The organism is Pseudonocardia halophobica (assembly GCF_027922425.1).
Classification (GTDB): Bacteria; Actinomycetota; Actinomycetes; order Mycobacteriales; family Pseudonocardiaceae; genus Pseudonocardia; species Pseudonocardia halophobica.
Genome location: NZ_BSFQ01000049.1, coordinates 1 through 20,714 on the forward strand (window position 1 = coordinate 1; position 20,714 = coordinate 20,714).

The window sequence follows — 20,714 nt, forward strand, 5'->3', positions numbered from 1 at the left end:
GCACCGACCTGGGTCTGCCGTCGATCGGCGGGCTGGACCTCGTCCCGACCACCGACGCCAAGCAGACCGCCAAGGACTACACCTCCGACCAGGAGGTGCGCTGGTGCCCCGGCTGCGGCGACTACGCCGTGCTCGCCGCGGTGCGCCAGTTCCTCCCCACCCTGGGGATCAAGCGCGAGAACACGGTGTTCGTCTCCGGGATCGGCTGCTCGAGCCGCTTCCCGTACTACCTGAACACCTACGGGATGCACTCCATCCACGGCCGCGCCCCGACCATCGCCACCGGCCTCGCCGTCTCCCGGCCCGACCTGTCCGTCTGGGTCGTCACCGGCGACGGCGACGCGCTCTCCATCGGCGGCAACCACCTGATCCACGCGCTGCGCCGCAACGTCAACCTCAAGATCCTGCTGTTCAACAACCGGATCTACGGGCTCACCAAGGGCCAGTACAGCCCGACCTCGGAGGTCGGGAAGGTCACCAAGTCCACCCCCATGGGCTCGCTCGACCACCCGTTCAACCCGATCTCCCTCGCGTTGGGCGCCGAGGCCAGCTTCGTCGGCCGGGCGCTGGACTCCGACCGCAAGGGCCTCACCGAGGTCCTCGGCGCCGCTGCGGCCCACCGCGGCTCGGCCCTGGTCGAGATCTTCCAGGACTGCCCGATCTTCAACGACGGCTCCTTCGACGTGCTCCGCAAGCCCGAGACCAAGGACCAGCGGCTCGTCCACGTCGTCGACGGCGAGCCGATCACCTTCGGCCCCGAGGACGACAAGTTCGCCGTGGTCCAGCGCGGGTTCCGGCTCGAGGTCGTCAAGGCCGCGGACGTCGACCCGTCGGAGATCATGGTCCACGACGCGAACAACCTCGAGCTCGCGTTCGCCCTGTCCCGGCTGTCGGACCAGGACCTCAACCACACCGTCACGGGCATCTTCCGCAACGTCGACCGCACCACCTACGACGACGCCGCCCGCGCCCAGCTGCAGCAGGCCAAGGACCTGGCCGCCCAGAAGCCGGGTGGCACGGACCTGCAGGCCCTGCTGACCGGCCGCGACACCTGGACGATCGCCGGCTGACCGTCCGCGCGCACGCCCCCACCGCCCGGCAGGCACCGCCTCGCCGGGCGGTGGTGTGTCCGGGGTCAGTGCGCTGGGTCGTCCGGGCGCTCGCGGCGCGGCGGGACGTCGGGCGGCTCGTCCGGTTCGGGTGCGCGCGGCTCGGGCGGGGTGAACAGGGAGTGCCCGCGGTCCTGCGACGGCACGGAGGGGCCGTCGTCGGGCCGGTCGGAGGAGCCCCGGGAGCCGGGGCCGGGCTGCCGGGGCACGACCGGTCCGTCGCCCGACCGCGCCCCGTCCGGGCTGCCGTGGCGCAGCCGGTCCAGGGCGCCCACGGCGGACGATCCGGAACGACGCCGGCGGCCGAGCGCCGACAGCGCGGGGTTGCCGGGGCCGGTGGTCCGGGCGTGCCGCGGGACGCCGGGGATCGGCGTCGGCGGGGCCTGGGCCGCGCGGACGGGGTCGACGGGCTCGTCGCGCTGCTCGAGCGCGGCCCGGGCCCGATCCGCCTCCCGCCGTGCCGGGCGGGCCACCAGCAGCCAGGTCAGCAGCGCACCGAGCAAGAACGCGGCGAGGCAGAGCAGCCACATCTGCGCGAACAGTGCCGCCACGCCGTCACCCCCCTTTGCCCGTTCATCGCTCCGGCCGTGTGGTCCGCTACCGGCCTACCCCAGCAGCACGTCGACCCGCCGGCTGGCCTCCGGCGTGCCGAGCGGGCCGGCCTCGCCGACGCCGTCGACGCTGATCCGCTGCGGCTCGATCCCGGCCGCGACCAGCGCCGCCGCGACCGCCTCCGCCCGCTCCCGGGACAGCCGCCGCGCCCGCTCGGCCGGTCCGGGCAGGTCCGCGGTGTGCCCGACGAGCCGCACCGGGACGTCGGGCATCACCTCGAGCATGCCACCGAGCCGGCGCACCGTGTCGGCGGTCACGGGCCGCAACTGCGCGCTCTCGCCGTCGAACAGCAGCGGGGCCTCGGCGAGGAGACGCTCGACGCCCGACCGGTCGGCGGTCACGAGGGGCGGCGGCTCGGTGGCGGCCGTCGGCAGGGCGGCCGAGGACGCCGGCCCCGTGGCGGCCGCCCGGTCCTCGGGGCCGGGGCCCTCGGGGGCGGGACGGACCCACAGCAGGCCGATCCCGGCCAGCACCGCCGGCACCAGGACGGCGGCGGCGATCCAGAGCGCACGCCGCGACCGGCCGACTCCCGCGGTCGTTCCCACCGCTCCCCTTCCGTCGACCGGAAGGACGACGGTCACCCATCCGGATCACAGGGCGGTCTCGTCGGCGTCACGAGAGCGTGCCGGGTGCGCGAGCCGTTTCGCGCTCGAACAATCCGCGCTCGGATGTTCTGATGGGGACGTGACCGTCACCGAAGCCGCGCCGGAGCTGGACCGCCGGGGCGTCGGCCTCGGCGTCGGCGCACACGTCGCCTGGGGGCTCTTCCCGGCGTTCTGGCCGCTGCTCGACCCGGCAGGCCCCGTCGAGGTCCTGGCGCACCGGATCCTGTGGACGATGGTGCTGATGGCGGGCGTGCTGACCCTGCTGCGGGGCTGGGGCACGCTGCGGGCCCTGCCGGGGCGCGGCTGGTTGACGGTCGCCGCGGCGGCCGCGGTGATCACCGTCAACTGGGGTGTGTTCATCCACGGCGTCTCGATCGAGCGCGTCGTCGACATCGCCCTCGGCTACTACATGAGCCCGCTGGTCAGCGTGCTGCTGGGCGTGCTGGTCCTGCGCGAGCGGCCGAACCGCGCGCAGGTGGTGGCGCTCGGCATCGCGGCGCTCGCGGTCGTCGTGATCAGCGTGGGCGCCGGGAGCCCGCCCTGGCTCGGGCTGTGCCTGGCCGTGTCCTTCGGGGTGTACGGGCTGCTGAAGAAGAAGGTCTCCCTGCCCTCGACGGCGAGCCTGACGGGCGAGGGCCTGGTGGTCGGCCCGATCGCCCTCGCGTTCGTGGTCTACCTGCAGGTGACGGGGCAGGGCACGTTCACGGAGCTCGGCGGCTTCCACATGGCGATGATGGTGCTCGCCGGCCCGGTCACCGCCCTTCCGCTGCTGCTCTACGGCGCCGCGGCCCGGCTGATCCCGCTCACCACGCTCGGCACGCTGATGTACCTCACGCCCACGATGCAGTTCCTCTGGGGCGTGCTGGTCAACGGCGAGGACATGCCGCTCTCCCGGTGGCTCGGCTTCGGGCTGGTGTGGATCGCCCTGGCCGTCTTCACCGTCGACCTGATCCGCGCGACCCGCGTCCGCCCCGACCGTGAGCTGCAGCCCGTGCCGGAGCCCGAGACCCGCTGACCCCGACTCGCGCTGCCGGAACCCCCGACTCGCGCTGCCGGAACCCCCGACTCGCGCTGCCAGAACCCCCGACTCGCGCTGCCAGAACTCCCGACTCGCGCTGCCAGAACTCCCGACTCGCGCTGCCGGAACTCCCGACTCGCGGAAGCTCACAGCGCGACTCGCGGAGGCCCAGCGCGACTCGCGGGTATCAGGCGATGCGGTCGATCGTGTAGGCCGTGAGGGTGCCGAGGGCCTCGGTGGCGGGGCAGGCCGGGAGCTTGCCCAGCTCGGCGCGGGCCTCCTCCGCGTACCCGGCGAGGGTGTCCTTGGCCCGCGGGATGCCCGGGCCGGAACGCAGCAGCTCCAGGGCCTCCTCGACCTCGGCGTCCGCCTCGATCGGGGCGGCCAGCAGCTCTCGCAGCCGCGGCGGGCAGCCCGGGTCCTGCAGCGCGTAGAGCATCGGCAGCGTGTGCACGCCCTCGCGCAGGTCCGTGCCCGGCGTCTTGCCCGAGTCGAGCGAGGGCGAGGCGATGTCGATGATGTCGTCCGAGATCTGGAAGGCCGTGCCGATCGTGGCGCCGAAGCGGTGCAGCGACTCGACCTGCTCGGCGGTGCAGCCGGAGAACATCCCGCCGTACCGGCCGGAGGTGGCGATCAACGAGCCGGTCTTCTCGGCGATGACCTGCAGGTAGTGCTGGACCGGGTCGTCCGACGGGCCGGGGCCGCGGGTCTCCCGCATCTGCCCCGTGACCAGCTCCGCGAAGGTCTCGGCGATGATCCGCACCGCGTTGGGCCCGAGGTCGGCCACGAGACGCGACGCGTGCGCGAACAGGAAGTCCCCGGTCAGGATCGCGACCGTGTTGTCCCAGCGGTGGTTCGCGCTCTCCGCGCCCCGGCGCATGGTGGCCGAGTCCATGACGTCGTCGTGGTAGAGCGTGGCCAGGTGGACCAGCTCCACGACGGCGGCCGCCCGCACCACGTCGTCCCCGTTCGGCGAGGGCCCGATCTGCGCGCTGAGCAGCGTGAACAGCGGCCGGAACCGCTTGCCCCCGGCATCGATCAGGTGCAGGGACGTCTCGCTGACGAAGTGGTACTCGCTGTGCACCTCGCGGTGCAGCAGCTCCTCCACCCGCTCGAGCCCGCGCGCCGTCGCGGCGGCCAGGTCCGGGTCGGCGAGCTCCACACCCGCCACGCTCTGCGTCTCCACGCGCACCAGCCTACGAGGCGTTCCTGCGCTCAGCCTGTGAGCCCGCCCGCGCCGGCCCAGCCGAGCACGAGCGTCGGGACGACACCGAGCAACAGGGTCACCACGACACCGAGCGTGATCGCGACGGTGGTGAACGCGCCCGGCACCGTGACCGTGGGCCCGTCCTCCGGCGTCTCGCTGAAGTACATCAGCACGATCACCCGCAGGTAGAAGAACGCCGCGACCGCCGACGCCACCAGCGCGATGACGACGAGCGGCGCCATCCCGTCCCCGAGGGCCGCCGAGAACACCGCGAACTTGGCGGTGAAACCGCTGGTGAGCGGGATCCCGGCGAGGCCGAGCAGCAGGAAGGTCATCACCCCGGCGAGGATCGGCGAGCGCTTCGCCAGCCCCGCCCACTGGGACAGGTGCGTGGCCTCGCCGTCGGCGTTGCGCACCAGCGAGATCACACCGAACACGGCGAGCGTGGTGAAGCCGTAGGCCAGCAGGTAGAACAGCGTCGACGACACGCCCTCGGGCGTGATCGCCATGACCCCGAGCAGCAGGAACCCGGCGTGCGCCACCGACGAGTAGGCGATCATGCGCTTGAGGTCGGTCTGGGTGAGGCCGAGCACCGCGCCGATGACCATGGAGGCGATCGCGACCGCCCACATCACCCCGCGCCACTCCCAGTGCGTGGACCCGAAGGCCACGTGGAGCACGCGCAGGAGCGCCCCGAACGCCGCGACCTTGGTACAGGCCGCCATGAACGCGGTGATCGGCGTGGGGGCGCCCTGGTAGACGTCCGGCGTCCAGGTGTGGAACGGGCCGACCGAACCCTTGAACAGCAGCCCGACGACGAGCAGCGCGAGCCCGCCGAACAGCAGCGCGTCGGACCTCGGCGTGCCCACCGCGGCGGTCGCGATGGCCACGAGCTTGACCGAGCCGGCGTAGCCGTAGAGCAGCGCGAGCCCGTAGAGGAAGAACGCCGACGCGAACGCCCCGAGCAGGAAGTACTTGACCGCGGCCTCCTGCGACAGCAGCCGCCGGCGCCGCGCCAGCCCGCACACCAGGTACAGCGGCAGCGAGAGCACCTCGAGCGCCACGAACATCGTGAGCAGGTCGTTCGCCGCGACGAAGGCCATCATCCCGCCGAGCGCGAACAGCACGAACGGGAAGACCTCGGTCTGCATCGTCGGCGCCTCGCCGGGCGCCCCGTAGGACCGGTCGACGTGCTCCGGGTCGACGCCGGTGGGCCCGGTCGTGGTGCCCGGCGCGGCCGCGACCGAGGCCCGCTCCACCGCGGACGCGATGAACGCGCCGCCCGGCTCCACCGAGCGGTCCGCGATCAGCAGGAGCGAGCCGAACCCGAGCACCAGCAGCGTGCCCCAGAGGAACAGCGTCGGGCCGTCGACGGACAGCGCGCTGGCCAGGGTGACGATCCCCGCCACGGGCGCCGACCCGGCGTAGACGCCGAGCGCGATCCCCGCGACCGCGACGACCAGCACCGACAGCGCGACCTGCGCGGGCCAGCGCTGGTGCCGCGGCAGGAACGCCTCGAACAGCACCGAGACGCACGCGCCGCCGAGCACGACGAGCAGCGGCGCGATCGCCGCATAGTCGATCGGCGGCGCCGTCAGCGGGGCCACCTGCGCGAGCGCGATCACCGGACACCTCCCACGACGCCGCCGGCCGGCACCGGGTCGGGCAGCCCGACCTCGGTGATCGTCGCCTGCACGGACGGATTGATGACGTCGAGCACCGGGCCCGGGAAGAACCCGAGCACCACGATCACGACGACCAGCGGGGCCAGCACGCCGATCTCACGCTTGGTGAGGTCGGGGAACCCGGCGCCGCGCTCGGCGGCCACCGCCGGGTCGATCATCGCGCCCGGCCCGCCCACGCCGCCGGCCTCCAGGGCCCGGATCACGGCGTTGCCGCGGACCGGGCCCTGCATCGTCTGCTGGTAGAACCACAGGATGTAGAGCGCGGCGAAGATGATGCCGACGGTCGCGATGATCGTCGCCACCGGCTCGCGCGGGAACGACCCGACCAGCACCAGGAACTCGCTGACGAACGAGTTGGTGCCGGGCAGCGCGAGCGACGACATCCCCGCCAGCAGCAGGCAGCCCGCCAGCAGCGGGGCGAGCTTGGACACGCCGCCGTAGTCGCTGATCAGCCGCGACCCGCCGCGGGCCACCAGCAGGCCGACCATCACGAACAGCATGCCGGTGGAGAGGCCGTGGTTGACCATGTACAGCGTCGCGCCGGCGAAGGCCTGGCTGGAGAAGGCGAACGTGCCGAGCGCGATGAAGCCGAAGTGCGCGATCGACGTGTACGCCACGAACCGGCTCATGTCCTTCTGCCCCACGGCGAGCAGCGCGCCGTAGATGATCCCGATGACCGCCAGCACCAGCACCAGCGGCGCCAGGACCTGGCTGGCCTGCGGGAAGAGCGGCAGGCAGTAGCGCAGGAAACCGAAGGTGCCGACCTTGTCCAGCACGCCGACGAGCAGGACCGCGGCCACGATCGGGGCCTCGGCACCGGCGTCGGGCAGCCAGGTGTGGAAGGGCACCAGCGGCGCCTTGATCGCGAACGCCACGAAGAAGCCCAGGAACAGCCAGATCTGGGTCGACGTCGGGGTGCTCTGCGCGATCGACTGCAGGTCGCTCCAGGTGAACGTGCCGGCGCCGAGCTGGTCGGCGCTCGTCACGTACAGCCCGATCAGCGAGGCCAGCATGATCAGCCCGCCGAGCAGCGAGTACAGGAAGAACTTCACCGAGGCGTACTGCCGGTTCGGCCCGCCGAAGCGCCCGATGAGGAAGTACATCGGGATGAGCATCGCCTCGAAGAAGACGTAGAACAGGAAGACGTCCGTGGCGGTGAAGACGCCCATCAGCGTGGCCTCGGTGGCCAGCAGCAGGGCGAAGTAGCCCGAGGCCGTGCGGCCCTCCGGCAGCTTCTCCGCCCAGGCGAAGAGCATCAGGCCGGGCACGAGGAAGGCCGTCAGCGCGATCATGACGAGCGCGATGCCGTCGATCCCGACGGCCAGGTGCGTGCCGAAGGCCGGGATCCACGGCACCGAGAACACGTACTGGAACCGCTCGCCGGAGCTCGCGGCGTCCGTGGAGTACCCCACCCACGTCACGACGACGAGGACGAACTCCAGCAGCGCCGTCGCCATGGCCGCGGCCTTGGCGGCGGGGACGTTGCGGCGCAGCGGGTACATCAGCAGCGCGCCGACGACCGGCAGGAGGAGCAGGACCAGCAGCATCACGTTGCCGCCGGTGTCCGGAGCGGTGCTCATGCGAACCTCACCGCCAGCAGGGCCGCGACGACGAACACGCTGCCGCCCAGCATCGAGAGCGCGTAGGAGCGCACGAACCCGGTCTGCAGCCGTCTCAACCGGGCCGACCCGCCGCCGAGGCCGGCGGCCAGGCCGTTGACCAGCCCGTCGACGCCCCTGTTGTCGAGGAAGACCAGCGCCCGGGTGAGCCAGATGCCCGGCCGCTCGATGACGCTCTCGTTGACGGCGTTGGCGTAGAGGTCCCGCCGGGCGGCGCGGACCGGCAGCGAGACCGGCTCGGGCCGCTCCACCGGCGTCGGGCGGCGGCCGACCACGAGGTAGGCCACCAGCACGCCGAGCGCCGAGAAGGCCAGGACCAGCCACGGGACCAGCGCGTGCGGCAGCACCCCGTGCGTGGACTCCTCCAGCTCGCCGAGCGAGGGCGCCAGCCACTGGTTCAGCCCGACGGCGCTGAGCACGAAGCCGGCGAACACCGAGCCGATCGCCAGCAGGATCATCGGCCCGGTCATCACCGGCGGCGACTCGTGCGGGTGGTAGTGCTCGCCGTTCGGTGCGGTGAGCTTCTGCCACCGCTCCTCGCCGAAGAACGTCATGATCATCAGGCGGGTCATGTAGAAGGCGGTGAGCCCGGCGGCCAGGGTCGCCGCGCCGCCGTACACCCAGCCCTGCCAACCCTCCTGCCCGAACGCGGCCTCGATGATCGCGTCCTTCGAGAAGTACCCGGACAGGAACGGGAAGCCGATCAGCGCGAGGTAGCCGAGGCCGAACGTCACGAACGTGATCGGCATCCGCCGGCCGAGGCCGCCGAAGTGCCGCATGTTCACGTCGTCGTTCATGGCGTGCATGACCGACCCGGCCCCGAGGAACAGCCCGGCCTTGAAGAAGCCGTGCGTGAGCAGGTGGAAGATGCCGAGCGCGTAGCCCGCCGGGCCGAGCCCGACGGCCAGGATCATGTACCCGATCTGGCTGACCGTGGAGTAGGCGAGCACCTTCTTGATGTCGTCGTAGGCGCAGCCGATGATCGCCCCGATCAGCAGCGTGACCACCCCGATCAGCGCGACGACCACTCGTCCGGTCGCGCTGAGGTCGTAGATCGGGTTCGTGCGGGCGATGAGGTAGACGCCCGCGGTGACCATGGTGGCCGCGTGGATGAGCGCGGAGACCGGGGTCGGGCCCTCCATCGCGTCCGGGAGCCACGCCTGCAGCGGGAACTGGCCGGACTTGCCGCACGCGCCGAGCAGCAGCAGGAGCGTGATCGCCAGGATCGTGCCGCCGCCGAGCTCGCCGATGCGGGCGAAGACCTCGGTGTACTGCAGCGTCCCGAGCTCCAGCCAGAGCAGGAAGATCGCGAGGGCCAGCCCGACGTCGCCGACCCGGTTCATCAGGAAGGCCTTCTTCGCGGCCGTCGCCGCCGAGGGGCGGTCCTGGTAGAAGCCGATGAGCAGGTACGACGCCAGGCCGACGCCCTCCCACCCGAGGTACAGCAGCACGAAGTTGTTGCCGAGGACCAGGACGAGCATGGCCGCGACGAACAGGTTGAGCTGCGCGAAGAAGCGCCGCCGGCTGGAGTCCGACGAGGGCTCGGCGCCCTCGTGCGGTGCCATGTACCCCACCGAGTAGATGTGGATCAGCGACCCGACACCGGTGATGAGCAGCACGAACGTCAGCGACAGCGGGTCGATGCGGAGCCCGAAGTCCACGTCGAGCGTGCCGGAGGCGATCCAGGAGTACAGCGACACCTCGGTGGTGCGCTGCTCGGGGGCCACGCCCAGGGTCTGGACGAAGATCACCACGCCCAGCGCGAACGACGCGAGCACGGAGCCGACGCCGAGCCAGTGGCCCCACGCGTTCGCGCGCTTCCCGGCCAGGAACAGCACCACCGCGCTGAGGGCGGGGATCGCGAAGAGCAGCCAGGCCGCCGACGCGGCGCCACCCGCCGGCAGCACCTCAGGGGGAGCGGTCATCGATGAGGCTCCTAGTACTTCAGCAGGTTCGCGTCGTCCACGGAGGACGAACGACGGGTCCGGAAGATCGACATGATGATGGCCAGCCCGACCACCACCTCGGCCGCGGCGACGACCATGACGAAGAACGCCATGACCTGGCCGTCGAGCTGGCCGTTGATGCGGGCGAAGGTCACCAGCGACAGGTTCACCGCGTTGAGCATCAGCTCGATGCACATGAACACGACGATCGCGTTGCGGCGCACCAGCACCCCGATCGCGCCGACGGTGAACAGCAGCCCGGAGAGCAGCAGGTAGTTGGTGGGGCTCATGCGCGCTCCTCCTCGCCACCCGTGGCGGCGCCCGTGGTCCGCGCCTCGGTCCCCGCGCTCTCCGGCTCGGCCCGCCGCCCGTCGGTGAGGGCGTGCGCGTCGGCCGGGGGCCGCGGGTGCTCGTCGACCTCGTGGCCCTCGATGATCTCGGAGAGCGACTCGCGGGCGATCGAGCCGTCCGGCAGCAGCGCCGGCACCGCCACCGAGTTGGCCGTGGCGTAGACGCCGGGGCCGGGCAGCGGCGAGACGCGGGCGTGCTCGCCGCGCAGCCGCGCGATGACGGTGGCCCGCTGGCCGAGCTTGGCCTTCGGCTTCTTCTGCGCGAAGGCCAGCACGATCGCGCCCAGCGCGGCGGTGATCAGCAGCGCCGAGGTGAGCTCGAAGGGCAGCAGGTAGTCCGTGAAGACCAGCCGCCCGATGCCCGGGAGGTTGCCGTTCGACGCCGCCACACCGAGCCCGGCGGACGGGATCGCGAAGGCCGCGCGGCCGACGCCGGCGACCAGCAGCAACGCGAACGCCAGGCCGAGCAGCACCGCCGCGACCCGCTGGCCGCGCAGCACCTCGACCACCGAGTCCGAGCTGTCCCGGCCCACCAGCATGAGCACGAACAGGAACAGCATCATCACGGCGCCCGTGTACACGATGATCTGCACGAACCCGAGGAAGGGCGCCTGCTGCATCAGGTAGAACACGGCCAGCGAGAGCATGGTCAGCACCAGGAACAGCGCCGAGTGCACCGCGTTCCGGGCGAGGACCATCGCGATGGCCGCGGCCAGTGCGACCGGCCCGAGGATCCAGAAGACGACCGCCTCGCCCACCCCGGCGTCGCCGGCGGTGGAGGCGGCCTGTGCCAGCAGCGCGGTCATCGGACCTGCTCCCCCACCGGCTCGCCCGGCACGTCCTCACCCGCGGCGGACTTCCGCGCCAGGACCGGGCCCTGCACGTAGTAGTCCTGCTCGTCCGCGCCGAGGCGCATCGGGTGCGGCGGCTGTTCCATCCCCGGCAGCAGCGGCGCCAGCAGCTGCTCCTTGGTGTAGATGAGGTCCTGCCGGTTGTCGTCGGCGAGCTCGTAGAAGTTCGTCATCGTGAGCGAGCGCGTGGGGCACGCCTCGATGCAGAGCCCGCAGCCGATGCAGCGCAGGTAGTTGATCTGGTAGATCGCGCCGTAGCGCTCGCCCGGGGAGTACCGCGCCTCCTCGGTGTTGTCCCCGCCCTCGACGTAGATCGCGTCGGCCGGGCAGGCCCAGGCGCACAGCTCGCAGCCCACGCACTTCTCCAGCCCGTCCGGGTGCCGGTTGAGCTGGTGCCGGCCGTGGTAGCGCGGCGCGGCGGGCGGGAAGTCCTCGGGGTACTCCTCGGTGACGACCTTCTTGAACATCGTCGAGAAGGTGACGCCGAAGCCCTTGAAGAACTCGAACATCGTCTACTCCTCCTCCTTCCCGGTGAGCGCACCGGCGGGCTGTCGCCGCTCGACGGGCCGGCGCCGCTTCGGCGCCGAAGGGACCTTCAGGTCCAGCGGCGGCACCGGGTAGTCCGACGCGACCTCGACCTCCTGGTCCGGCGTCCCGCGGTCCGGCAGCAGGAAGGCGACCGCGAGGATCGCCAGGATCACGATGCCGATCGTGATCAGCAGCGCCGCGGTGGACTCGCCGCCCGTGCTGTTGCGGTAGGCGCGGATCGCGAAGATCACCAGGATCCAGCCGAGGCTGACCGGGACCAGCACCTTCCAGCCCAGCTTCATGAACTGGTCGTAGCGGAAGCGGGGCAGCGTGCCGCGCAGCCAGATGAAGACGAACAGGAAGATCAGCGTCTTGATCAGGAACGCGACGAACATCAGCCAACCGTTGTCGTTGAACGACGACAGCGGCCAGGGCCAGCGCCCACCGCCCAGGAACAGCGTGGTCGCCATGGCCGAGACCGTGACCATGTTGACGTACTCGGCCAGGAAGAAGAGCGCGAACTTCAGGCTCGTGTACTCGGTGTGGAAGCCGCCGACCAGCTCGGACTCCGCCTCCGGCAGGTCGAACGGCGCCCGGTTCGTCTCGCCGACCATGGCGACCACGAAGACCACGAAGCTCGGGATGAGCAGGTAGAAGTACCAACCCGAGCCCTGCGCGGCCACGATGTCGGCGGTGGACATCGACCGCGCGTAGAGCACGACCGCGACCACCGACAGGCCGAGCGCGATCTCGTAGGAGATCACCTGCGCGGCCGAGCGCAGCGCGCCGAGCAGCGAGTACGGCGAGCCGGAGGCCCAGCCGCCGAGCACGATGCCGTAGACGCCGATCGACGAGCAGGCCAGCACCACCAGCACGCCGACCGGCAGGTCGACCAGCTGCAGGACCGTGCGCTCGCCGAAGATCGAGACCTCGCCGCCGAACGGGATGACCGAGAAGGCGAGGAAGGCCGGGATCGTCGAGATCACCGGGGCGATGAAGTAGACCTTCTTGTCGGCGAGGACCGGCATGATGTCCTCTTTGAAGGCCAGCTTGAGCCCGTCGGCCAGCGACTGCAGCCAGCCGTTGGGGCCCACCCGGTTCGGTCCCGGACGCTGCTGCATCCGGGCCACGACCTTGCGCTCCCAGTTGATCATGAACAGGGTCAGCACCACGCCGACCGCGAACAGCACGACGACCTTGAGGACCACCAGCCAGAGCGGGTCGTCCGCCAGCAGCTGCTGGGTGCGCGTCATGCCGTCGACGGGGTCGATCGCCGGGTTCACCGGGCACCTCCGAGAGCACCGGCCGGGGCGACCCGGACCAGCGCGCCGTGCCCGACCCCGAGGGTGCTGCGCACCGCCGAGCCGGGCGAGTTCGCCGGGAGCCAGACCACGCCGTCGGGCAGGTCCGCCAGCTCGACCTGCAGCGTGATCGCGCCGCGGTCGGTGGCGACGCCGGCCGCCTCGCCCTCCACCAGGCCGAGCCGCTCGGCCGTGGCGGCGTTGGTGCGCACCCGCGGCGGGCGGGCGGTGCCGGCCAGTGCGGGCTCGTCGACGAGGAGCGAGCCCTCGTCGATCAGCTGCCGCCAGGTGGCCAGGACGGCCTGCCCGACCTGCGCCGGACGCGGCGTGTGCCCGGGCTCGGCCGTCGGCGCGGCGGCGGAGCCGGTGTACCGGCCGAGCCGCTCGAGATCGCCCGCGGAGGCCGCCGGCGTCTGCGTGAACAGGTCCGCGTCCATCTCGACGGCCAGGGTGTCGAGCACCCGGCAGTCCGGCAGGACACCGCTGGCGTCGAGCGTGACGCCGAACGGGCGGCGGCGGCCCTCCCAGTTGAGGTAGCTGCCCTCGCGCTGGGCGTCGGGCGCCACCGGGAGCACGACGTCGGCGCGCTCGGTGACCGCCGAGGCGTGCAGCTCCAGGCTGACCAGGAAGCCGACCTTCTCCAGCGCCGCGAGCGCGACCGCCGGATCGGTCAGGTCGTGCGGGTCGACCCCGCCGACGACCAGCGCGGACAGCTCGCCGGCGGCGGCCGCGGCCACGATCTCGTCCGTGCTGCGGCCCGGGCCCGCGGGCAGCGACCCCTCCGGCAGCCCCCAGGCCCGCTCGACCTCGGCGCGGGCCGCCGCGTCGGTGACCGGGCGGCCGCCGGGCAGCAGGGTCGGGACGGCGCCGGCCTCCAGGGCGCCCCGGTCGCCGGCCCGGCGCGGGATCCAGGCGACCTTCGCGCCGGTCCGGGTGGCCAGCGCGGCGACGGCCGAGTGCAGGCCGGGCACCTCGGCGGCGCGGTCGCCGACGAGGATCACCGCGCCCGCCGCGGACAGGGCGTCGACCAGCTCCTTGCCGGCGTCGTCCGTGGCGGTCATGAGCTCGCGCAGCACCGCGGCCTCGGCGCCCGGCACCGACCGGACGAGCGTGGCCTTGGTCTTACGGGCGCCCTCGGTGGTCCACTGGCCGAGCTGGAAGACCTTCTGCCCCCGCTTGCGCACGGCCTTGCGGATGCGGAGGAAGACGATGCCCGCCTCCTCCTCGAGGTCCAGCCCGACCGTGAGGACGGACGGCGCGGCCTCGACCGCGGCGAAGCCGACGCCGGTCTCGGGGGTGGTGCCCAGCGTGGTGGTGAGGAACTCCAGCTCCTCGGCGCTGTGCGGGCGGGCCCGGAAGTCGACGTCGTGGGTGCCGGCGGCGACGCGCGCGAACTTGGCGTAGGCGTAGGCGTCCTCGACGGTCAGCCGGCCGCCGGCCAGCACGCCGATGCCCCGCCGCGCCCGCGCGGCGAGCAGGCCCTCGGCGGCGATCCGCAGCGCCTCGGTCCAGGAGGCCTCGACCAGCTGGCCCGACGCGTCCCGGACGAGCGGGCGGGTGATCCGCTCCTTGGACTGCAGGTACCGGAAGGCGAACCGGCCCTTGTCGCAGTTCCACTCCTCGTTGACCTCGGGGTCGTTGCCCGCGAGCCGGCGCATGACCGTGCCGCGCCGGGAGTCGTTGCGCTGCGCGCAGCCGGAGCTGCAGTGCTCGCACACGCTCGGGGTGGAGCGCAGGTCGAACGGCCGCGAGCGGAACCGGTAGGCCGCGCTCGTCAGGGCGCCGACCGGGCAGATCTGGATCGTGTTGCCGGAGAAGTAGCTCTGGAAGGGCTTGTCCTCGGCGGTGCCGATCTGCTGGTTCGCGCCACGCTCGAGCAGGTCGATGAACGGGTCGCCGGCGATCTGCTCGGAGAAGCGGGTGCAGCGCTGGCAGAGCACGCAGCGCTCGCGGTCCAGCAGCACCTGGGAGCTGATCGGCAGCGGCTTGGGGAAGGTCCGCTTGGTCTCGACGAACCGGGAGTCCGTGCGGCCCGAGGACATCGCCTGGTTCTGCAGCGGGCACTCGCCGCCCTTGTCGCAGATCGGGCAGTCCAGCGGGTGGTTGATGAGCAGCAGCTCCATCACACCCTGCTGAGCCTTGTCGGCCACCGGCGAGGTGTGCTGGGTCTTGACCACCATCCCGTCGGCCACGGTCATGGTGCAGCTGGCCTGCGGCTTCGGCATCGGCCGGCCGCCCATCTCCACCTCGACCAGGCACTGCCGGCAGGCGCCTGCCGGGTCGAGCAGCGGGTGGTCGCAGAACCGCGGGACGATGATCCCCAGCCGCTCGCAGGTGCGGATGAGGATCTCGCCCTTGGGCGCGTCGACCTCGATGCCGTCGATGGTCAGCCGCACGTGGCCCTCGGGGACGGGGGCCTTCTCGTTCTCGGGAGCGAGTGTCATGCGGGGGCTCCGCTCAGCTCGGTGTCGGCCGCCCGTTCCACGTCCGCCAGCTGGGCGGGCCTCGCGACCGCGGGCTGCTCGGCGATCAGGTCCAGGAACTCCTGGCGGAAGTACTTGATCCCGCTGGTGATCGGGCTCGTGGCGCCGTCGCCCAGCGCGCAGAAGGAGCGGCCGAGGATGTTGTCGCAGACGTCGAGCATGGTCTCGACGTCCTCGGCGGTGCCCTCGCCGTGCACCATCCGCTCCAGGATCTGCACCAGCCAGTAGGTGCCCTCCCGGCACGGCGTGCACTTGCCGCAGCTCTCGTGCTTGTAGAACTCGGTCCACTTCATGACCGCCCACGGCACGGAGACGGTCTCGTTGAAGACCTGCACCGCGGTGGTGCCGAGCATGGAGCCCGCGCCGGCCGCGCCCTCGAAGTCCAGGGGGACGTCGAGGTGCTCGGCGGTGAACATCGGGGTCGAGCTGCCGCCGGGCGTCCAGAACTTGAGCGGGATCCCGTCCTTCATCCCGCCGGCCAGCTCCAGCAGCGTGCGCAGCGTGATGCCCATCGGGGCCTCGTACTGCCCGGGCCGCTCGACGTGCCCCGACACCGAGTAGATCTTCGGGCCCGGGGACTTCTCCGAGCCCATGGTGCGGAACCAGTCCGAGCCGCCGGCCACGATGAACGGCACCGACGCGATGGTCTCCACGTTGTTGACCACCGTGGGCGACGCGTACAGGCCGGCCGTGGCGGGGAAGGGCGGCTTGAGCCGGGGCTGGCCGCGGCGGCCCTCGAGCGAGTCGAGCAGTGCCGTCTCCTCGCCGCAGATGTACGCGCCCGCGCCGGCGTGCACCACGATGTCCAGGTCGAACCCGGTCCCGAGGATGTCCTTGCCCAGGTAGCCCTTGGCGTAGGCCTCGGCCACCGCCGCGCGGACCCGGCGGATCGGGTGCAGGGCCTCCCCGCGCACGTAGATCGCGCAGAAGTTCGCGCGGATCGCGTAGCTGGTGATCACGCAGCCCTCGATGAGCGAGTGCGGGTCCGCCATCATCGTCGGGATGTCCTTGCAGGTCCCTGGCTCGCCCTCGTCGGCGTTGACCACCAGGTACTTCGGCTTGGCGCCCGGGCCCTCGGCGCCCTGCGGGATGAAGGACCACTTCATGCCCGTGGGGAAGCCGGCGCCGCCGCGGCCGCGCAGGCCGGAGTCCTTCACCAGCGTGATCAGCTGGTCCGGGTGCGCCGCCAGGGCGGTGCGCAACGCCCGGTAGCCGCCGGTCCGCTCGTAGGTCTCCAGCGTCCAGGACCGCTCCTCGGACCACCGGCGGGTGAGGACCGGGGTGAGGGTGTCCGGTGTGATCTCGGTGCCTGTCATCTCACTTCTCCGGGAGAGGCGGCAGGGCCGGGGGCTCGTCGGGCAGCGCGGGGGCGGCCCAGCCGCGCTCGGCGGCCAGCGCGGTGCCGCGCAGGGACTCGACCGCGGCGGACGGGCCGGCCACGGCCGCCGCGGCGACCGTCACGTCGTCGGTGAACCCGGCCAGCTCCAGCTCGACGGTGCGCAGGTCCGTCAGCGGCGCGCCGCGGGTCGGCGGCGGCCTCTCGCCGCGGCGCAGCGCCTCGACGAGCGCGACGGCCGACTCCGGGGTCTGGTTGTCGTAGTACTCGTAGTTGACCTGCAGGACGGGGCCGAGGTCGCAGGCCGCGAGGCACTCCGCGTGCTCGAGGGTGACCGAGCCGGGGGTGCCGGGCTCGCCCGCCGTCTCCTCGTGGCCGAGCGGGCGGTCGGGGCCGCCGAGCGCCTCGGTGAGGCTGCGGTAGATGGCGTCGCCGCCGAGCGCCGCGCACAACGTGTTCGTGCAGACGCTCACCAGGTGCTCGCCGCACGGGGTGCGCTTGTACATCGTGTAGAAGGTGGCCACCGCGCTGACCTCGGCGGTCGTCAGCTCCAGCTGCTCGGCGCAGAAGCGGATGCCGTCCTGGCTGACGTACCCCTCCACCGACTGCACGAGGTGCAGCAGCGGCAGGAGCGCGGACCGCGCCACCGGGTAGCGGGCGATGACCTCCTTCGCCCGCTGCCGGGTCAGCTCGTCGAACGTCGGCGAGACGGGGTGCTGGTCGGGCTGCGCCTCCCAGGTCCGCTCGGCCGGGGCCGCGGGCCCGGGCAGCTTCTCGGGAGTCCCCTCGGGCAGTGTCATCGCGCCACTCCGCTGCGCTCCGTGGACGGTGTCATCGGTCCACACCTCCCATGACGGGGTCGATGCTCGCGACGGCGGCGATGACGTCGGCGACCATGCCGCCCTCGCTCATCGCCGGCATGGTCTGCAGGTTCACGAAGCTGGGGTCCCGGACGTGGACGCGCACCGGGCGCGTGCCGCCGTCGGACACGAGGTGGTAGCCCAGCTCGCCGCGCGGCGACTCGACGCACGAGTACACCTGCCCCGGCGGGACGTGGAAGCCCTCGGTGACCAGCTTGAAGTGGTGGATCAGGGACTCCATGGACTGCCCCATGATCTTGCGGACGTGCTCGAGCGAGTTGCCCATGCCGTCGCTGCCGATGGACAGCTGGGCGGGCCACGCGATCTTGCGGTCCTCGACCATCACCGGGCCGGGCTCGATCTTCTGCACGGCCTGCTCGATGATCCTGATCGACTCGTGGATCTCGGCCACCCGCAGCCGGTAGCGGGCGTAGCAGTCCGCCTCGGTCGCCGTCGGGACCTCGAAGTCGAACTCCTCGTAGCAGGAGTACGGCTCGATCTTGCGCTGGTCCCAGGGCAGGCCCGCGCTGCGCAGGATCGGGCCGGTGGCGCCGAGCGCCAGGCAGCCGTCGACCGGCAGGTACCCGACGCCCTCGAGGCGCTGCTTCCAGATCGGCTGGCCGGTGAGGAGCTTGTCGTAGTCGGGGAGGCGCGATTTCATCACCTTGACGAAATCGGTGACCTTCTCCTTCCAGTCCTCCGGCAGGTCCTGGGCGAGCCCGCCGGGCCGGATGTACGCGTGGTTCATCCGCAGCCCGGTCAGGTACTCGAGCAGGTGCAGGACCTCCTCGCGCTCGCGGAAGCCGGCCGTCATGCCGGTGAGCGCACCGAGCTCCATGCCGCCGGTCGCCAGGCACACCAGGTGCGAGCCGATCCGGTTGATCTCCATGAGCAGCACGCGGATCAGCTGCGCCCGCCGTGGGGCCTCCACCTCGAGCAGCTTCTCCACGCCGAGGCAGTACGCGGCCTCGTTGAACAGCGGCGCCAGGTAGTCCATGCGCGTCACGAACGTGACGCCCTGGGTCCAGTTCCGGTACTCGCAGTTCTTCTCGATGCCGGTGTGCAGGTAGCCGATCACCGACCGGGCCTGCGTCACCGTCTCGCCCTCGAGCTCCAGCACGAGCCGGAGCACGCCGTGCGTCGACGGGTGCTGCGGGCCCATGTTGATCACGATGCGGTCGTCGTGCTCGTCGGTGGACACGCTGTCCAGCAACGAGTCCCAGTCCCCGCCGGTGACCGTGTAGACGGTCCCCTCGGTGGTCTCCCGCGCCTCCGCGTACGGATCTGTGCTCACGAGTACGCCCTCCGCTCGTCGCCTCGCAGCCGAGATCTCGGCGCCAGGAAGCCGTTCACGAGTACGCCCTCCGCTCGTCGGGCGGCGGTATCTCGGCGCCCTTGTACTCCACGGGGATCCCGCCCAGCGGGTAGTCCTTGCGCTGCGGGTGGCCTTCCCAGTCGTCCGGCATGAGGATCCGGGTCAGCGCCGGGTGGCCGTCGAAGATCACGCCGAACATGTCCCAGGTCTCGCGCTCGTGCCAGTCCGCCGTCGGGTAGACCTCGACGACGCTCGGCACGTGCGGGTCGGCCACGTCGAGCGCGACCTCGAGCCGGATGCGCCGCCGGTGGGTCATCGACAGCAGCTGGTAGACGACGTGCAGCGGCTGGCGGACCTCGGCGCCGTCGGGCGCGGTGTAGTCCACGCCGGACACGCTCGAGCAGAGCTCGAAGCGCAGCGCCGGCTCGTCCCGCAGCAGCCGGCAGAGCTCGAGGATCCGCTCGCGCTCCACGTAGAACGTGATCTCGCCGCGGTCGATCGTGATCTGCCGGACCGCCGAGCGGGCGATCCCGTTGCGGTCCAGGGCATCGGCGAGCTCGTCGGCCAGCTCGTCGAACCAGCCGCCGTAGGGCCGCTCGGCGGGGGCCGGGGCATAGCCGGGCAGCGTGAGCCCGCCGAAGCCGGAGGTGTCGCCGGTGCCGCGGACACCGAACATGCCGCGGCGCTCGCGGGTCGGGGCGAGCCGGGTGCCGCCCTCCGGCGAGGTGTCGGCCGCGCCGTCCGCGCTCTGCTCCACCTCGCCCTCGCGCGGCGGCTCGCCGCCGCGGGTGCGCTGCTCCTCGGTGGCCGCACCGCTCGCCTCGGCCGACGACTGCTTCCCGCCGGTGGGCTCCTGGTCGTCCTTGGACGTTCCCGTGGGTTCGGTCATCGCTACTTCTTCTTCGCGTACTTGACGGACGACGGGACCAGCTCCGTCTTGTGCCCGCTGGCGGCCAGCTCCGCGGCCCGCTTGCTGCCCAGCGGCTCGTCCATGATCTTCGCGTGGATCTTGAGGATCGCGTCCATGAGCATCTCCGGGCGCGGGGGGCAGCCGGGGAGGTACATGTCGACCGGCACGACGTGGTCGACACCCTGCACGACCGCGTAGTTGTTGAACATCCCGCCGGAGCTGGCGCAGACGCCCATCGCCAGCACCCACCGGGGTTCGGGCATCTGGTCGTAGATCTGGCGCAGGACCGGCGCCATCTTGTTGCTCACCCGGCCGGCCACGATCATCAGGTCGGCCTGCCGGGGCGAGGCCCGGAAGACCTCCATGCCGAACCGGGCCAGGTCGTAGCGCGGCGCACCGGTGGTCATCATCTCGATCGCACAGCAGGCCAGACCGAAGGTGGCGGGCCAGAGCGACGACTTGCGGGTCCAGTTGACCAGCTTCTCCACGCTGGTCAGCAGGACGCCGCTGGGCAGGTGCTCCTCGAGTCCCATTCCGGTTCCCCTAGTTCCAGTCGAGGCCGCCGCGGCGCCACACGTACGCGTACGCGAAGCCCACGGTGACGATGAACAGGACGATCTCCACCAGGCCGAACAGGCCGAGCGCGTCCGCGTTCACGGCGAACGGGTAGAGGAAGACCATCTCGATGTCGAAGAGGATGAACAGCATCGCCGTGAGGTAGTAGGCGACCGGCATCCGGCCGGCACCCACCACCGGCTTCGGCGAGGGCTCGATCCCGCACTCGTAGGAGTCCAGCTTGGCGCGGTTGTACCGACGTGGCCCGACGTACGGGGCGGCCGTCACCGAGAACAGCGCGAACGCTCCCGCGAGGACGAACATCAGGAACAACGCGAGATAGGGATCGAGCATCGTGCACCTTCGTTGTCTGCACTGCCGACTGGTCTGAACGTGGCGGTGGGTGACCCGGCCGGTCCGCGGC

19 protein-coding genes are annotated in these 20,714 nt (G+C 71.9%); 2 read left to right on the forward strand and 17 right to left on the reverse strand.

The window, feature by feature from the left end; all coding sequences use genetic code 11:
- Positions 1-8: 8 nt before the first annotated feature.
- Positions 9-1,070: a 2-oxoacid:ferredoxin oxidoreductase subunit beta gene (locus tag PKE99_RS33415; protein WP_051738249.1), complete on the forward strand. Its 1,062-nt coding sequence runs from the start codon at positions 9-11 to the stop codon at positions 1,068-1,070.
- Between the two features lie 65 nt (positions 1,071-1,135).
- On the opposite strand, the gene PKE99_RS33420 is transcribed toward PKE99_RS33415, so the two are convergent.
- Positions 1,136-1,660: a hypothetical protein gene (locus PKE99_RS33420; protein ID WP_037053101.1), complete on the reverse strand. Its 525-nt coding sequence runs from the start codon at positions 1,658-1,660 to the stop codon at positions 1,136-1,138.
- A gap of 54 nt (positions 1,661-1,714) precedes the next feature.
- On the reverse strand, positions 1,715-2,266 hold the full coding sequence (locus PKE99_RS33425) for an OmpA family protein (RefSeq protein ID WP_037053102.1): 552 nt from the start codon (positions 2,264-2,266) through the stop codon (positions 1,715-1,717).
- Positions 2,267-2,405: 139 nt separating this feature from the next.
- Here PKE99_RS33425 and rarD point away from each other — a divergent pair, with 139 nt between their 5' ends.
- Positions 2,406-3,341, forward strand: a complete 936-nt coding sequence (gene rarD, locus PKE99_RS33430; RefSeq protein WP_051738239.1) for an EamA family transporter RarD — start codon at positions 2,406-2,408, stop codon at positions 3,339-3,341.
- A 190-nt stretch (positions 3,342-3,531) separates the two neighbouring features.
- Here the strand turns inward: rarD and PKE99_RS33435 are convergent, their stop codons facing one another.
- From PKE99_RS33435 to PKE99_RS33505, 15 genes are read right to left on the reverse strand one after another with little or no spacing between them, the layout of a single operon-like run.
- Positions 3,532-4,530 (reverse strand): polyprenyl synthetase family protein, encoded by a 999-nt coding sequence (locus PKE99_RS33435; protein WP_081924703.1) that lies wholly within the window; start codon positions 4,528-4,530, stop codon positions 3,532-3,534.
- A 29-nt stretch (positions 4,531-4,559) separates the two neighbouring features.
- Positions 4,560-6,176 (reverse strand): NADH-quinone oxidoreductase subunit NuoN, encoded by a 1,617-nt coding sequence (nuoN, locus tag PKE99_RS33440; protein ID WP_037053103.1) that lies wholly within the window; start codon positions 6,174-6,176, stop codon positions 4,560-4,562.
- Positions 6,173-7,816, reverse strand: a complete 1,644-nt coding sequence (locus PKE99_RS33445; protein ID WP_231498431.1) for an NADH-quinone oxidoreductase subunit M — start codon at positions 7,814-7,816, stop codon at positions 6,173-6,175. The genes nuoN and PKE99_RS33445 overlap by 4 nt, the downstream gene beginning before the upstream one ends.
- A complete protein-coding gene (nuoL, locus tag PKE99_RS33450) occupies positions 7,813-9,780 on the reverse strand; it encodes an NADH-quinone oxidoreductase subunit L (RefSeq protein ID WP_051738240.1) in 1,968 nt (655 codons plus the stop codon). Before nuoL ends, PKE99_RS33445 begins: the two co-directional genes overlap by 4 nt.
- A gap of 11 nt (positions 9,781-9,791) precedes the next feature.
- Positions 9,792-10,091, reverse strand: a complete 300-nt coding sequence (gene nuoK / locus PKE99_RS33455) for an NADH-quinone oxidoreductase subunit NuoK (RefSeq protein ID WP_037053106.1) — start codon at positions 10,089-10,091, stop codon at positions 9,792-9,794.
- Positions 10,088-10,957, reverse strand: coding sequence for an NADH-quinone oxidoreductase subunit J (locus PKE99_RS33460; RefSeq protein WP_051738241.1), 870 nt, complete (start codon positions 10,955-10,957; stop codon positions 10,088-10,090). Before PKE99_RS33460 ends, nuoK begins: the two co-directional genes overlap by 4 nt.
- Entirely contained in the window at positions 10,954-11,511 is a 558-nt protein-coding gene (gene nuoI, locus PKE99_RS33465) for an NADH-quinone oxidoreductase subunit NuoI (protein WP_037053108.1), read from the reverse strand. Before nuoI ends, PKE99_RS33460 begins: the two co-directional genes overlap by 4 nt.
- 3 nt (positions 11,512-11,514) lie before the next feature.
- Positions 11,515-12,783, reverse strand: a complete 1,269-nt coding sequence (gene nuoH / locus PKE99_RS33470) for an NADH-quinone oxidoreductase subunit NuoH (RefSeq protein WP_037053155.1) — start codon at positions 12,781-12,783, stop codon at positions 11,515-11,517.
- 26 nt (positions 12,784-12,809) lie between these two features.
- Positions 12,810-15,275: an NADH-quinone oxidoreductase subunit G gene (locus PKE99_RS33475; RefSeq protein WP_037053111.1), complete on the reverse strand. Its 2,466-nt coding sequence runs from the start codon at positions 15,273-15,275 to the stop codon at positions 12,810-12,812.
- The gene (gene nuoF, locus PKE99_RS33480; protein WP_051738242.1) at positions 15,272-16,630 is read right to left on the reverse strand and encodes an NADH-quinone oxidoreductase subunit NuoF; all 1,359 of its coding nucleotides are present in this window, start codon (positions 16,628-16,630) and stop codon (positions 15,272-15,274) included. Before nuoF ends, PKE99_RS33475 begins: the two co-directional genes overlap by 4 nt.
- 1 nt (position 16,631) lies before the next feature.
- The gene (gene nuoE, locus PKE99_RS33485; protein ID WP_037053114.1) at positions 16,632-17,450 is read right to left on the reverse strand and encodes an NADH-quinone oxidoreductase subunit NuoE; all 819 of its coding nucleotides are present in this window, start codon (positions 17,448-17,450) and stop codon (positions 16,632-16,634) included.
- A 31-nt stretch (positions 17,451-17,481) separates the two neighbouring features.
- Positions 17,482-18,804, reverse strand: a complete 1,323-nt coding sequence (locus PKE99_RS33490; RefSeq protein WP_037053116.1) for an NADH-quinone oxidoreductase subunit D — start codon at positions 18,802-18,804, stop codon at positions 17,482-17,484.
- A gap of 55 nt (positions 18,805-18,859) precedes the next feature.
- Positions 18,860-19,714, reverse strand: coding sequence for an NADH-quinone oxidoreductase subunit C (locus PKE99_RS33495; RefSeq protein ID WP_037053118.1), 855 nt, complete (start codon positions 19,712-19,714; stop codon positions 18,860-18,862).
- Between the two features lie 2 nt (positions 19,715-19,716).
- Positions 19,717-20,268 carry a NuoB/complex I 20 kDa subunit family protein gene (locus tag PKE99_RS33500; protein ID WP_037053119.1) on the reverse strand — a complete coding sequence of 184 codons (552 nt, stop codon included), beginning with the start codon at positions 20,266-20,268 and terminating at the stop codon, positions 19,717-19,719.
- A gap of 10 nt (positions 20,269-20,278) precedes the next feature.
- Entirely contained in the window at positions 20,279-20,644 is a 366-nt protein-coding gene (locus tag PKE99_RS33505; protein WP_037053122.1) for an NADH-quinone oxidoreductase subunit A, read from the reverse strand.
- Positions 20,645-20,714: the final 70 nt, after the last annotated feature.